The sequence below is a fragment of the Clostridium sp. BNL1100 genome (assembly GCF_000244875.1).
Classification (GTDB): domain Bacteria; phylum Bacillota; class Clostridia; order Acetivibrionales; family DSM-1351; genus Ruminiclostridium.
Genome location: NC_016791.1, coordinates 998671 through 1015510 on the forward strand (window position 1 = coordinate 998671; position 16840 = coordinate 1015510).

3 protein-coding genes are annotated in these 16840 nt (G+C 35.9%); all 3 read left to right on the plus strand.

Going from position 1 to position 16840, the window contains the following annotated elements; all coding sequences use genetic code 11:
* Positions 1-21: 21 nt before the first annotated feature.
* Entirely contained in the window at positions 22-1164 is a 1143-nt protein-coding gene (locus CLO1100_RS04310; RefSeq protein WP_014312527.1) for a GNAT family N-acetyltransferase, read from the plus strand.
* 125 nt (positions 1165-1289) lie between these two features.
* Positions 1290-8975, plus strand: a complete 7686-nt coding sequence (locus tag CLO1100_RS04315; protein ID WP_014312528.1) for a non-ribosomal peptide synthetase — start codon at positions 1290-1292, stop codon at positions 8973-8975.
* Between the two features lie 43 nt (positions 8976-9018).
* A complete protein-coding gene (locus CLO1100_RS04320; RefSeq protein ID WP_014312529.1) occupies positions 9019-16836 on the plus strand; it encodes a hybrid non-ribosomal peptide synthetase/type I polyketide synthase in 7818 nt (2605 codons plus the stop codon).
* Positions 16837-16840: the final 4 nt, after the last annotated feature.

The following is a 16840-nucleotide window of genomic DNA, read 5'->3' on the forward strand; positions in this document are numbered from 1 at the left end:
TAAAAAATAAGGAGGCATTTCATGCTTAAATTAGAATTGGACAAATATGTAAAAGTGAGACCTCTATTCAAAACACTGGAATACAATCTTGGAATTGAAGCAATACTGAGTGGTAAGGTTCAAGGGGATGTATATGTAGATGATTTGGAAAATCCTCGTACTGCATGTATGTTTGACGGAGTCCACCATTTTTATATGGGAGGCAACGAGAAAAATCAGAATTTTAATTCGAGTTTATCAGAACTGATAATTAACGATATATTTCCCAAGATAAAAAATGAAGGTAAAGAAGTAGATTACTTTTTCTTTTATGATGATTCATCGGAATGGGAAAAGGAATTGGAAATTGCATTAAAAGAAATATATCCGGGGAAAACGTATAGAAGGTATTATAACTTTTATGCCGGAGATCCAGTTTTGAGCCTTGATATGCTGGAGGGTTTCAAACTCAGGAAAATTGACAGTGAATTGATGGAAAGCACTGACCTGAATAATGTTGAAGAAATTCAGCAATGGGCTTTTACCGAGAGCTGGTTGGGGAAAGAGGATTTTCTTAAGAATGGATTCGGATTTTGCATTATAAAGGATAAGGATATTGTAAGTTGGTGTATGGCTGATCATGTTTTCGACGGTAACTGTGAGATTGGTGTTGAAACAGACGAAGACTTCAGAGAAAAAGGACTGGCAACCAGAGTAGTTTCAGCCTGTGTAGAATATTGCCTGAGTGAAAGTATGGATAGAATAGGATGGAGCTGCTTCGACTCCAATGAGGCTTCATATGCTCTTGCGGAAAAAGTTGGGTTCAAAATGTACAAGAAATATCCTGTTCTATTCGGTTGGTATAACAGCTATGACAATTTATTTGTACAGGGAGATGTAAGTACCAAAGAAGGTAATTTTGAAAAAGGTGCACAGCTATTAGAAAAAGCAATACTATTGGCTGAGACTGATGATGATGATTTTAAACGTTCAAGGATAAGCAACAGGGATAGTGTTTGCTGGGCATATTTTCTGGCAGCCAAAGCACACGCTTTATCAGGCAATGCGGAAAAGTGTATTAACAGACTTAAAAAAGGCTTTGAGCTTGGATTACCCAATAAAGATATGTTAAACGATTCAGCTTTTGATACTTTAAGGGATAATGAGGTGTTTAAACAATTGTAAGTCGGGTAGAAATAGAGCTTTACAACATTAATTGGGATGCCTTTAAGGCATCCTTTATTTAATGTTAAATTCTGTATTTAAACAGATAATTGTTCCTATTAAAATAGTTAAGAAGGGAAAATAATATGGACGTACTTCCAAAAACAATTGATAAAAATAATATTGAGAATATTCTTTCTTTGTCACCTGTACAGGAGGGAATCCTATTTCATTATCTGCTTAATCAGAAAAGTAGCTATTATTTAGAACAATTGAGATTAAGAATTGAAGGTGAAGTAAACACTAAAGTATTTCAAAGGGCATGGGATTTGGTTGTAAATGCAAACGAAATGCTGAGAACTGTTTTTAGATGGAATAATCTTACGAACCCGGTTCAGATAATTCTTAAAAAAAATGAAACCCGAATAAGCTTTTTTGATTTGGCCGAGTATAGGGACAAGGAAGAAAGACTTGATAAGATTATTGATGAAGACAGAAATGATTTTTTTGATTTAACTGAGGTTCCCTTTAGAGTGACTTTATGCAAGTTAACTGAAAAATCCTATAACATAATTATAACTCACCATCATATTCTGTATGACGGTTGGAGTACGGGTATAGTATTAAGAGATTTTTTTAATGCCTATAAATGTTTAGCACATAATAAGGAAATCTGGTTAAATAATAAGCAAAAGTATCATGAGTACATAAAATGGCTTAGAGCAGATAATAAAAAAATGCAGCAAGATTTCTGGAGTGAATATCTCAGAAATTATTCTTCAAAATCAATTTTAGACCGTAAAGCAATTAACGATAATGCAAGTGAAAAAAAAGTAACAGGTCACTTATTCTCCATTCCAGAAGAGCTTACAAAAAAAATATATGATTTTGCAAGATTTAATAATATAACAGCAGCATCGTTATTATACAGTGCTTGGGGTGTCTTACTATTTAATTATTGTAACGAGGAGGATATAACCTTTGGAACCACCACAGCTGTTAGACCGGCTGATATAAAAAATATTGAAAATACTGTAGGAATGTTTATTAATACAATTCCTTTAAGGATTAAAGCATCTTCGGAGGAAAACGTATTAAGCTACATTAAAAATGTAAGTTGTAGCCTTCAGGAAAGAAAAGAATATGAAGCTACACCACTAGTTGACATAAAGAAATATAGCGGGACTCATAGAGAAGAGGAACTATTTCAATCAATATTTGTAATCGAAAATTACCCAATTGACCAATCACTCACGAGCGATGATAATCCTTTACGGATTAAAGAGTACTCCAGTTTTGAAAAAACCAATTATGATATGACAATAATAGTGAACCTGTCCGAATCGACTATGGAAATTAAATTACTATATAACTGTGAATTATATAGTACAAAAACGATTCAAAATCTGGTTGGACATTATGAAGTGATATTAAGGGAATTGATAGAAAAAAGCGATAGCACCTTAGGTTCTTTGAACATTTTGACTCAGGGTGAAAAAGAAGACATTTTACATTTATTCAACGATACAAATAGCATATATAATGATGGGCTTTTGATTCATGAGATTTTTGAAAAGCGTGTTGAGGAAAGCCCTGACTGTATTGCGGTTAAATATGGAAATAACAGGATTACATATCTTGAACTGAACAGAAGGGTAAATCAATTAGCAAGGCTGATTAATAAAAAAGTAAATACTGTTCCAGATTCAAAAATAGGCATATTGCTATATCCTTCATTAGAAATGATGATAGGTGTTTTGGCCATATTGAAAACTGGCAGTGCATACGTTCCTATTGATCCGGATAATCCAATTGACAGAAACAAGTTTATAATAAATGACTCAAAAATATGTGCACTAATAAGTACTTTTGAGCATTGCCCAAAAATAGATTTTGGCGGACATTTGATTTTTATTGATAAAGAGTCTACCGACGGGGAAAACAGCGACAATCCCGAAAGAAAACCTGATTCAGGCAATCTTGCATATGTAATATATACATCAGGTTCTACCGGTAATCCCAAAGGGGTAATGGTCGAACATAGAAGTGTCGTAAATATATTGCTAGATTTGGAAAATAGATATCCCCTTAAGGAAACAGATACATATTTACTCAAAACAACATTTACCTTTGATGTATCTGTAACTGAGCTTTTTGGATGGTTTATAGGTAAGGGCAAACTGGTCATATTAAATAAAGGCGAAGAAAAGAATCCCTATAAGATTATTGATGCAGTAGAAGCTTTTGGTGTAACCCACTTGAACCTTGTACCATCAATGTTCAGATATATTCTAGAAAGCTTGTCCCAAACAAAAGAAAATATTCGTAAGTTAAAGAGTTTAAAATATATTTTTGCGGCAGGAGAAGCACTGAAACCTGATCTTGTGAAGCAATTTAAAGAGTTGGGTACTGGTATAAGACTGGAGAATATATATGGGCCCACCGAATGCACAATTTATGCTACCAAATACTCTTTAAAAGATCATCAAAATGAATCTATGGTGCCCATAGGGAACCCTTTATCCAATATCCGGTGCTATATTGTTGATAAACATAACAGACTCCAGCCCGTGGGTGTACCGGGAGAACTATGTTTAAGTGGTGTTGGTCTGGCAAGAGGATATTTAAACAGAGATGAACTTAACAAAGAAAAATTCGTATCTAATCCTTTTATAACAGAAGCTGAAAGTAGCAACAGGTATTCAGCTACATTTCAGAAGATGTACAAAACAGGAGATTTGGCCCGGTGGCTTCCTGATGGAAACATAGAGTGCCTTGGAAGGAATGACTTTCAGGTGAAAATAAGAGGCTTCAGAATAGAGTTAGAAGAAATTGAAAATAAACTATTAAAATACGAAAAGATTATGGAAGCTGTAGTAATTCCAAAGTCAGATAGAGAAGGCAATGTACATTTGTGTGCATACTTTACATCAGGTGAGGAAGTTACAGATTCTGAAATAAACAATTTCTTATCCGGGGAACTTCCATATTATATGCTTCCTTCATTTTTTATTAGGCTTGATAAGATGCCTCTGACACAAAACGGCAAAATAGACAGAAAGTTGTTGCCTGAATGGAACAATGTGCGTCCAAATATTGAGACAAAATATATTGAACCCCAGACGGAAATCCAAAGAGAAATCATCGAGATATGGAAAGAAGTACTTGGTATAGATAAGATAGGAATAAATGATAATTTTTTTGATATAGGAGGCAATTCCTTAAATCTGATTAGGCTTAATAATAAGCTAAACACTCATTTTAATAAAGAATTGCCTATTACAACAATTTTCCAGTTTCCTACAGTACGTGGCTTAGCTCTCAGCCTAGCTGATAATACTGAAAAGAAGCTAGCTTCCATGGAAACCCCGGGGCAAACACAAGAAAACACACAGAAAACAGATGAAGCCCCTGAAACAAACGATATTGCAATAATAGGAATGTCTGTAAGACTGCCAAACATATCAGATATTTATGAATATTGGAATCGTTTGGTGAACAGTACCGAATGTATCAGCTTCTTTACGGAAGAAGAAATAATAAAAGCAGGGGTTAGCCCCAAACTTGCTCGGGATAGTAATTACGTAAAAGCACAGGGAGTTATGAATGGAATTGAGAATTTTGATGCGGATTTCTTTTCATATTCTCCTCGTGAGGCTGAAGTCATGGACCCGCAGGTTCGGGTTTTCCATGAGATTATTTGGGAAGCACTTGAAGACAGTGGATACTGCCCTTGGAATTACGAAGGTTCAATAGGCTTGTTCGGAAGTGCATCACCAAATTTATTTTGGGAATCTCTGGTTGTTGGCTCCGGCAAAACTAAAATACTGGGGGATTTTGCTTCAGAACAGCTTTTCAATAAAGATTATATGAGCACCAGAGTAGCATACAAATTAAATTTAACAGGCCCTGTTGTGTCTACTTATACAGCTTGTTCAACATCCTTAGTTTCAGTAGCACTGGCATGTCAGTCCTTGATACGAAAAGAATGTGATATTTCTATTGCCGGTTCGGCTACTATAAGTCCGTTACCCGATAAAACAGGGTATCTGTATCAGGATGGTATGGTCAAATCACCTGATGGGCATTGCAGAGCTTTTGACATAGACGGAAAAGGTTTTGTAGGAGGAACCGGGGCGGCTGCAGTTGTGTTAAAAAGGTTAGATGATGCAATTAAAAGTAAGGACAATATTATCGCCGTAATCAAAGCGGCTGAAATAAATAATGATGGTATTAATAAAGCGGGATATACTGCCCCAAGTATTGAGGGACAAAAAAAGGTAATACAGGCAGCTTTAAAGAGAACTGGTATTAGTCCAGAATCCATTAGCTATATTGAAGCTCATGGAACTGCTACTCCACTTGGAGACAGTGTTGAGATAGAAGCTCTGAAACAGGCATTCAATACATCAATGAAAAATTACTGCGGTATTGGGTCGGTTAAGTCAAATATAGGGCATCTGGATTGTACGGCTGGGATTGCAGGGCTGATTAAAACAGCATTGGCATTAAAAAATAAGATTATACCTTCAACTTTAAATATTACAGCTGCAAATCCAAAATTAAATTTAATAGACAGTCCATTTTATCTTGTAACGGAGCCCACGGAATGGAAAAGTGAAAAATATCCTCTAAGGGCCGGAGTAAGCTCCTTGGGGCTTGGAGGAACTAATGCCCACGTGATTATAGAGGAAGCACCTGAAATTAAAAAAGAACAAAGTCCATTAACACCTGAGTTGCTAATGTTCTCGGGAAAAACAAAAACTGCTTTAGATAATCAGATTTCAAGGGTAAGGAAGCATTTACAGGAAAATCCTAATCTGGATTTGAATGATGTTGGGTATACCCTCCAAACCGGAAGGTATCACTTTAACCATAGAAAGGCATTTGTTTGTAAAGATATTAGCGATGCAATTAAAAATCTTGGGAACGATTGCGACCTTTCCGGTTATGTTGAAGGTGAGAAAACACTTATTACCTTTAATTTTCATTCAACGGAAATAATAAAAATTATCAGATATATTGAATTATATGAATCAGAGCCGGTATTCAAAGAGGCATTAGATCAGGTTATTAAAAGGCTGGGTTTGAATTTGCCTTCTTGGTTCACAGATTTGGTTAAGAATCCGGCTCAACGCAATTACGATACAGAGTATCTGAATACAAATAGTGTTTTCGTTGTTTTCGTGATGCAGTATGCTTTGGCAAAGCTTCTTATTTATTGGGGAATAGTACCGGATATTGTAAGGGGGGACGGTGCGGGAGGATTAATCTCATTGCTACTTTCAGAAGCGGCCCCGGAGGACAGACTGTTCCCTCTGATCGAATTAAGACTGAGTATAATTGATAACATGGATAAAGGGATTGAGTGTTCCGGTACTTTTCATGATAAATTTAAAGAACTTCTTTGGGATATAGAATTTTCCGAGCCTGTTATTCAATGCTTCGACATACAATACGGAAGATTTATTAATAGGGAAGACTTTGAAAATTTAACTTTCTGGACAAGAAATAATCAGACAAACACTAAATCAAATAGTTCTGAAATAGAAACAGACGGTAAACATGTTTTAATAGATTTTGGAGAATCCATTGAAAATGCTCTAAATAATAAACCTGATGAAGGTGTTGTAAAGCTTGCAATGTGCTGTAACAAGGATGTTGAACTTCACAGCCATGTTTTATGGTTGATAGGACAGGCGTGGCTTAATGGCATAAATTTAAAATGGAACAGATTTTATCATCAGAAGGAAAGGAAGAGGGTTTCCCTGCCTACCTATCCCTTTGAACACCAAAAGTACTGGATAGAAGGAAATCCTTTTACTATGGGACTTCAAAAGCAGGATACTGAAATAACGAAGAAAACAGATATATCAGATTGGTTTTATTTACCCCTTTGGAAGCAGTCAGCTCCAAGTATTTTAAATAGTACGGATAATAATAAATCTACCTGGCTGGTATTCACAAATAATATTAGCTTTAATAGTAAATTACTTGAAGCACTTAAAGAGAAAACAGAGGATGTTATTAAAGTTACTAAAGGTTCAGACTTTAACAAGGTAGATGATTCAGAATACACTATAAATGTAAATCGTGAGGAGGATTATAATAATCTACTTAACGAGCTGCAAAAGAACGGAGAGCTTCCAAGCAATATTCTATTTTTGTGGGGTATTGATGAAGATGAAAGAATTAATACACTGGAATTAGATTCCATAAATGAGAAACTGGATACAGGTTTTTTCAGTTTGGTTTATATCTTAAAGGCATTATTAAAACAAAGTGTCACGGATAAAGTCAGGATTGTTGTAGCTACTAATAATCTGCACAATATAAATGGTGCTGAGAAGGTAAATCCGGCTAAATCTGCAGTACTAGGCCCGTGCAAGGTAATACCTCAGGAAGCCCCGTTCATCGAATGCAAAAACATTGATATTTGTATTCCAAAAGATGAGGTAACTGAGAAAAAGCTAATAAAAAAAGTATTAGCTGACATTTTCGATGAAAAAACAGAAACCGTTGTAGCATATAGAAATTGCATACGATATACACCAAGTTATTCCCCGATGAGATTAACGCAAGATGCCAACAGAGAAAATTCAAGCTTTAAAAATAATGGAGTATATCTGATTACCGGCGGTCTGGGGAACATTGGTCTGAAGCTGGCAGAGTATCTTGCAGAGAAGTATTCCGCAAAACTTATATTAACCGGAAAATCTGAATTCCCAAGAAGGGATAAATGGGAGCAATGGCTGGAAAGCCACCGTGAAGATGAACAGATTTCAATGAAAATCCAGAGTTTATTATATCTTGAGAAACAAGGTGCAAAAATTCTGACATATACTTGTGACGTTGCTGACCAAGAGAGTATGGAGACAATAGTTGATGAGGCGGAAAGACATTTCGGACATATAGATGGTGTAATACACGCAGCAGCGACAATGAGAGATTCTTTATTTAGAACGGTGGAACAGTTGAATAAAGAGGATTGCATAGAACAGTTTAATCCTAAAATACACGGTCTTCTTACATTGTATAAAGTATTTAAGGACAGGGAATTGGATTTCCTCACAGTGACATCATCCACGTCGGCACTACTTGGAGGATTGGGCTTTTGTGCATATTCTGCCGCAAATATATTTATGGATTCTTTTGTTAATGAATTTAACAGAGTTGCTTCGAAAGAATGGTTGACTGTGAACTGGGAGGGGTGGCGGTTTAACTCAGATAAAACTCAGTTCAGCTTCAGTACTTCCCTGGATGAATTGCTGATGGAACCGGAGCAAGGTGTTGAAGCCTTTGAACGTATAATGAACAATCCGGGTATTGGACAGGTAATAATTTCATCAGGTGACCTTAACAAAAGAGTGGATAAATGGATAAAGCTTGACAGCATTAATTCTACGGAAAGCTTAAAAGATAGCGGTAACAGTAAAAAACAGCGTCCAAATCTAAAAAACTCTTATGTAATGCCTGCAAACAAACTGGAAGAAACAATAGCCAAGGTATTTGCAGATTTCTTCGGTTATGATGAAATTGGTATCGATGATAATTTTTTTGATTTAGGTGCTTCATCACTGGATATGATTCAGATTACAAATAATTTAAGAAGACAGCTTAATACTAACATACCGATCTTGAAGTTATTTACATTTTCTACTATTCGTACATTGGCTGCTAATTTACAAAATTCCAATGAAGATAATGATACTCAAGAGGTAAATCAACAACGAGAAAACCAAGTAGTAAAAGGAAAAAACAGTATACAGGCGAGATACAATCTTAGAAAACAGCTTAAAAAGAAAGACATAGCTGATGATGAGGAAGATTAATCTGACGAAAACACAACTATATCATAAGGGTGGAGATTCATAAATGGATCAGGAAAATCAAATGAGGTCAGGCTTAGAAATAGCCATAATTGGAATAACAGCACGTTTTCCCGGCGCTGACAATACAGAAGAATTTTTCGAAAATCTTAAAAATGGTATTGAGTCCATTGAAATACTAACAGATAAAGAATTAGAGGAGTTAAAAGTAAGTCAGGAGCTTATAAATGACCCAAACTATGTAAAAGTACGAGCTAGTATGAGAAAACCTGAATACTTTGACTCAGAATTCTTTGGATATACACCTGAAGAAGCAAAAATTATGGATCCTCAAATGCGTCTTCTGCACGAATGTGCGTGGGATTCGTTGGAGAATGCAGGCTATAACCCTGAGCAGTATAATGGCACCATTGGACTTTTTGTAGGAGGTACACCAAATCCTCTTTGGGAATCCCACACAATATTAGCAGGCGAACAAGGAATATGGAATGATTTTAATTCAGGGAAATCCTTGGATGCCTTCTCAAAGACACTTTTACATGATAAGGACTTAATGAGTACAAGAATTGCTTATAAGTTAAACCTTAAAGGGCCTGTAATCACTGTGTTTACATCATGTTCAACTTCACTTGTTTCTGTTCATCTGGCGGCACAGTCAATCCTGGGAGGAGAATGTGATATAGCAATAGCCGGTGGGGTTTCAGTGTATTTCCCCAAAAGAAAGGGCTACCTTTATCAGGACGGGATGATAGTATCACCGGATGGTCACTGCCGTTCATTTTCAGGAGAAGCCGGTGGGGCGGTATTTGGTGACGGTATTGGCTTAGTAATCCTTAAAAGACTTGAAAATGCTATTGAGGATGGAGATACCATTCACGCAATAATTAAAGGTTCTGCTATAAATAATGATGGTAATGACAAGATTGGGTATACCGCCCCCGGTATTGAAGGACAGTCGCTTGTAATACAACTTGCCCAGCAGATGGCAGAAGTTGAGCCTGAAAGCATAGGATACATAGAGGGTCACGGAAGTGCCACAAAGCTTGGTGATTCTATTGAAATAGAAGCAATGAAAAATGCATTTAAAAATATTGATAAGAGAAACAGAATAGCTATCGGTTCTGTTAAGACTAATATAGGACATTTAAACAGTGCTTCAGGTATAGCAGGACTCATTAAAACTGTACTCTCATTGAAGCACAAAATGTTGTTCCCGTCGTTACACACGGGTGAACCAAATCCTGATCTGGAGAACAGTCCATTTTATATAAATGACAAGCTCAAAGGTTTTGAAAGAGGTGATTACCCATTAAGGGCCGGAGTAAGCTCCTTTGGAGTAGGTGGTACCAATTTACACATTATTCTTGAAGAACCTCCTGAAGAGGTATTTGAAAGCTTCGAGTCCGATATGCCACAATTATTGGTATTATCAGCAAAAACCGAGTCTGCACTTCAAACTCAAACCCGTAATCTGTTAGACTTTATCAGGGATAATCCGGATGAAAATCTGTCAGACATAGCCTATACTCTAAAGGTTGGACGAAAACCCTTTCAAAATAGAAAAATGCTTATTTGCTCAGATTTGAAAGATGCAATTAATGTTCTTGAAGGGGATGTTTCCGGAGAAAGCCATATAAATATTGTAAAGGCTAACGACAGGAGCATTAATATTGTTTTCATGTTTTCTGGTCAGGGTGCTCAATACATTAATATGGGAATAGAACTTTATAGATATAATTCCTTCTTTAGACAACAAATAGACAAGTGCTTCGATATACTGAAATTGCAAAGTGGAAGCGATTTGAAAGAAATATTGTATCCCCGCGATAATATTTTATCTGCAGTGAATAAGCTGCATGAAACTGAATTTTTACAACCGGTACTGTTTATTTTTGAGTATGCTTTGGCGAGGCTTTTAATAAGTTGGGGGATAAAGCCCAGTATGTTGATTGGCTATAGTTTGGGAGAAATTACGGCAGCATGTATAGCAAAGGTATTTACACTTGAAGATGCGATAAAGTTGGTTACGTTAAGGGGTAAACTCATTAGCAAAACGTGTAAAGGCATGATGCTGAGTGTTCCTTTACCAAAAGAAGAGATTTTGCCTTTTATGGATTCAGAGCTGTCATTGGCTATAGATAATGGCCTTTCCTGTGTTATTTCCGGCAAAACTGAAAAAATCGAGGCCCTCAGTAAAGAATTGGCAAACAGACGCATAATCTGTATGCCGTTAAAGAGCACACATGCGGCACATTCACATCTGTTGGATTGCATATTGGATGAATATATGGAAGGGCTTAAGGAGATTGTTTTCTCGCCTCCGGTATACCCTTTAATTTCAAATGTGACAGGCAGATTGGTTGAAAATAATGAGGTATTGGAACCGGCGTACTGGGTAAGACAAATAAGAGAGACTGTAAATTTTTCGGATGGAATCAAGGAGATATTAAAAGAGCAAAACTGTGTATTCATGGAAATCGGCCCCGGACGTGATTTAGCCTTATTGGTTCATTCTCTTATTACAAACGGCAAAAAAGAAATTAACGGAGTTACAGTTACTGATATTATTAAAACCGAAAATAGTGAAATATCAGATATTTTCTTTGTTTTAAACAGGATTGGCAGACTATGGCTCAGGGGTATTAATATTAACTGGAATAACTTTTACAGGGACGAAAAGAGAAGGCGTATACCTTTGCCGACATATCCCTTCGAAAGCCAACCGTATTGGCCTGATAATGAGTATAAACAGGTTTCAAACAGTGAAATAGCAGGCGCTACGGATATATATAAAGAGCCTTCATTGAACGATTGGTTCTATGTACCTTCATGGAAAAATGTACCTCTAATCGAGAATGACAGGAGTAATAAGAACGAACCTGTCGTTTTATTATTTCATACTTCCAAGTACAGTCTGGAGTCAAGAATTTCGGAAGTGTTCCATGAGAAGAATTGTAAAGTAATAGAGGTTACACTTGGCGAAGTTTATAAAAAAATTGACCCTTGCTCTTATATACTGAATCCTTTTGATTCTGACAGCTACGATTGTCTGTTCAGAGAACTAAAGGAGGACAAAATAAACCCGGACACAATTATACATATGTGGTCTTTGGAAAGTAACACAACACATGAAGAGGACTTAAAGAAGAGGTTTGACAGTGCGCAGAGAACCGGGTTATACAGTTTGCTGAATATTGTAAAAGGGGCAGACAAATATAACCGAAGCAACAAAACCAACATATATATAATTACCTCCAACCTTCATGAAATCACCGGATTGGAGAGTATAGAACCGGAAAATTCAACACTTATTTCTACAGCAAAAGTTATTTCTCAGGAATATTTGAACATTGGCTGTGCATGTATAGACGTTGAGTATGAAAGCTTAAATAACAAATCAACAGATTTTATTGCAAAGCAGTTAGTAAATGAAATAAATGCTCCCATAGGAGAAAGAGTAATAGCATACAGAGGAAAACGCCGATGGGTACAATATTTTGAACAGCTGAATTTAAAGGAATACAGCGGAATAAACAAATATTTGAAATCTAAAGGAGTTTACCTTATAACAGGAGGACTTGGTGATCTTGGATTTAATCTGGCAAAATATCTGATTACCTCTTATAATGCGAAGGTTGCCATAATAGGCAAAACTCTGATTCCTGAAAGAGATGAATGGGACAAATATATTGTTGAGAGTAATGAATTGGCTGGTAAAATAAAAAAATTAAAGGTACTTGAAGATTTTGGAGGTACGATACTTTATTATTCACAGGACATTTCAGATTACGATAAGGTACTGGAAATAGTAAAGGATATTGAGAAAAAAACCGGTGAGATTAACGGTGTAATCCATACAGCAGGTGTTGTAGGGAAAAATGCAAAGGCTGCAAAAGAAATGGAAGAAGAGGATTTTGAAACCCAGTTCAGAAGCAAAGTCTATGGACTCATGGTAATAGATAAAATTTTTAGAAATAAAAATCTGGATTTATGCCTTTTAACTTCATCACTTTCCAGTATATTGGGAGGTCTTGGTGATACGGCTTATGCAGCAGCAAATATTTATATGGATTATTTTGCTCAGATGCATAGAAGTATGGGAAAACTCAATTGGATAAGTGTCAACTGGGAGACCTGGCTATTTGAAAAGGAAGAGAAGGCTAGTACTACAAACCTTGGTATTAATAGAATAGCATATGCAATGAACCTTGAAGAAGGGATAGCCTCTTTTGAAAAGCTTATGTCTTTGCAATGTGCCAACCAAATAATAATTTCATCAGGCAGTATCCAGAAGAGAAGCAGTAAATGGCTTCATTTGGATACAATACCTGAGGTTATTGACGACAGTGTACAGAATAAAATTATAAAATCCCGGCCTGACTTGCTATCGGATTATGTAGAACCACGGAATCAAAAGGAAAGATTGTTAGCCCAAAGTTGGCAGGATTTCTTCGGTATAGATAAAATCGGGGTCAGGGATGATTTCTTTGAACTTGGAGGGGATTCACTAAAAGCTATTAGCATGATTGCAAAAACCCGAAAAGAAACCGGTACACAAATTTCAATAGGGGAGTTCTTCCACAAACCGACCATTGAGGCAATGGCAAAGTTGATTGAAGATACAAGCCACGGTTATGAGCCGGTTATAAAAGCTGCACCCGTAAACGATTATTATAAAACATCCTCAGCACAAAAGAGAATTTATATATTAAATCAACTGAATCTTAATTCAACAGCATACAATGAGCCAATAATAGCTGTGCTGGAAGGTTCACTGGATAAGGAAAAATTAGAGGGAGTATTTAAAAAGTTAATATTAAAAAATGAAACACTGAGAACCGGTTTTGTTTTTAGAGAAGGAGAATTATATCAAAAAGTATTTGAAGATTCAAAAATAGGAATTAGTTATTTCAATTCCCTTGAAGGGGATATTGAAAAAATAATATCGGAGTTTATACAACCCTTTGATTTGAGTAAACCACCCTTATTAAGAATAGGATTAATAGAAATAAACAGCAATAAACATATTTTGATTATAGACATTCATCATATAATCACAGACGGTGTATCAGAAGGTATTCTCATAAATCAAATAATGGATTTATACGCAGACAGAGTAGTTAAGGATTTGCAGATTCAATACAAGGATTACTCTGAATGGCAAAGTCAGCTTCAGGGAAAAGAAGAATTATTGAATCAGGAGAAATACTGGCTGGAAACGTTTAAAAAAGAAGCTCCTGTACTAAATCTCCCGGTTGATTTTCAAAGGCCTTATTTGAAAAAATATGAAGGCGATGTACACAGTTTTACAATTACGAGACAAGAGATAGATGGATTGGCTGAGCTGTGCAGAAATGAAAATGCTACATTATATATGTTTTTTATGTCTGCATTCATTATTCTTATGAACAAATTAAGCGGCAGCACTGATATTGTTGTAGGTACCGCTGTTTCAGGCAGAAAATATGACGAACTGAAAGATATTATCGGGATGTTTGTAAATACTCTTCCTGTCAGAAATTTCCCTGAGAAAGAAAAGAAATATAATGATTTCCTGAAAGAGGTCAGGGAGAATATAATAAATACTTTTAACAATCAGGATTATCAATTTGAAGACCTTATTGATAAATTGGCAATTACAAGGGATAAGAGCAGGAACCCTCTCTTTGACATAATGTTTGTATGGCAGAATTATTCAATATCTGAGACAAGTATTCCGGGATTGGTCTTTAAACCATACACATTTAAAAAGCCAGTCTCCAAATTTGATTTAAGCCTTATAGGATTTGAAAAAGATAACGGAGACATAACATTCAATATAGAATATTCCACAAACCTTTTTAAGGCTGATACAATCAAGCGGTTCAGTGACGGTTTCAGAAAAATTATAAAAACCATATTACAAAAGCCGGACACACACATAAAAAATATAGACATACTTTCAGATAATGAAAGACAAAAAGTGCTTGAAAAGTTTAACGATACATACACAGAGTATGATTTCAGCAAATCTCTAAGCTTTTACCTTGAGAAAAATGCACTTGCCAAGGAAAATAGGGCGGCAATTTTATGTGATGATTGTCAGATGTCCTATAAAGAATTTAATGAAAAGGTCAATCAATTAGCAAATCTATTGATACAAAAAGGTGTCAGTGCAAACGATATGGTTGGCGTAATAATTAAACGCAGTATTGATATGCTGATAGCAATCTGGGGAGTTATAAAGGCCGGTGGAGCTTATTTGCCCATTGATCCAAAATCTCCTGTAGACAGAATAACCTTTATGCTTAATGATTGCAGTTCAAAAATTGTTATTACAAACATAGAAAATATAATCGGTTCCGGTTACGATGGAGAGATTATTAATATTAATAACCCGGAATTAAAGGAAATAAGTACAAAGAATCCATATACTGAAATTAAGCCGGAAGATGCGGCATATGTCATATACACTTCAGGTTCTACCGGATTGCCAAAAGGTGTGGTAATCCGGCATGTAAGTCTTTTGAACAGACTTTTATGGATGAAAGATATCTGTAATATAACTGAACAAGATACCATATTGCAAAAAACCACGTACACCTTTGATGTATCTGTTTGGGAGATTATTCTGCCTTTTGTACTTGGTGCAAAAATATATCTGGCAAAACCGGGTGGAGAAAAAGAGCCTGATTACCTTCTTAATCTTATTAACAATAAAGGGATTACAGTTACACACTTTGTTCCGTCTATGCTTTCAGCTTTCCTTTCAGTGGTTCCTGAAGGCATGGTAATAAGTAAATTACGTAAATGTATTTGCAGCGGAGAGGCGCTGACCCTAAATCATAAAGACCTGTTCTACAGAAAATTTAATGATGAAACTGAATTGATTAATTTATACGGGCCTACAGAAGCAGCAATTGATGTAACTTACTGCAAAATATCAAAGGAAAGTGAAAAAATCCCCATAGGGAAACCTGTTCCCAACACTAAAATATATATTTTAGATGAAGACAAAAAGCCTGCTCCTGTTGGTGTGAACGGAGAAATATACATTTCAGGTAATCAGGTAGGAAAAGGATACATCAACAATCCTGAGCTTACGGCAAGATGCTTCCTCGACGACCCGTTTAACATCGGTCTGAGAATGTATAAAACAGGAGATATAGGAAGGTGGCTGGAGGACGGAAATATAGAATATATAGGTCGTAATGACGATCAGATAAAAATCAGGGGATTCCGTATAGAACTTGGAGAAATAGAAAGCAGGCTTATAAGACATCCGAATATAAATGAAGCCGTTGTTATAGTAAACCGGAATAATGAAAATGCAAACCTGACTGCTTATGTTAAATATAATGAGCTTGTAAAAAGTGAGGAACTCAAGAGCTTTTTACTTAAAAGCTTACCGGATTATATGATTCCTGCAAAGTTTTACAGTGTTGATGAATTTCCGCTAACCTCCAGCGGTAAAATAGACAAAAAAGTCCTCCATAACTATGGCCGGGAATTAGAGGGCAAAACCAGTTGCATAGCACCTGAAAGTGAAATGGAAATGCGTATAATGCAGATATGGGAAGATATGCTTTGTGTAAAAAATATTAGTACGGATGCTAATTTCTTTGATGTGGGAGGCAATTCACTAAGCTTAATCCAATTGGGAATAAAGATTAAAGAAGAGCTGAACATCGAAATACCGGTAGAAGTTCTTTTCCAGTATACTACGGTTCAAAGTTTAGCTCGTTATCTGACTGATGAAAAGCCGGTAATTACTAACCCGATAGAGGATAAGGAATTAATTAATTCTATTGAAAAAGGCAAAAGAAGAATGAGGGATAAAAAGAACAAACTGAAAGATGAATTTGAGAATAACTCAGACTGTTAGGAAT

Bases quoted from the DNA above. Each gene is read 5' to 3' on its own strand.
- CLO1100_RS04310 (WP_014312527.1), top strand. From the start codon at position 22: ATGCTTAAATTAGAATTGGACAAATATGTAAAAGTGAGACCTCTATTC.
- CLO1100_RS04315 (WP_014312528.1), top strand. From the start codon at position 1,290: ATGGACGTACTTCCAAAAACAATTGATAAAAATAATATTGAGAATATT.
- CLO1100_RS04320 (WP_014312529.1), top strand. From the start codon at position 9,019: ATGGATCAGGAAAATCAAATGAGGTCAGGCTTAGAAATAGCCATAATT.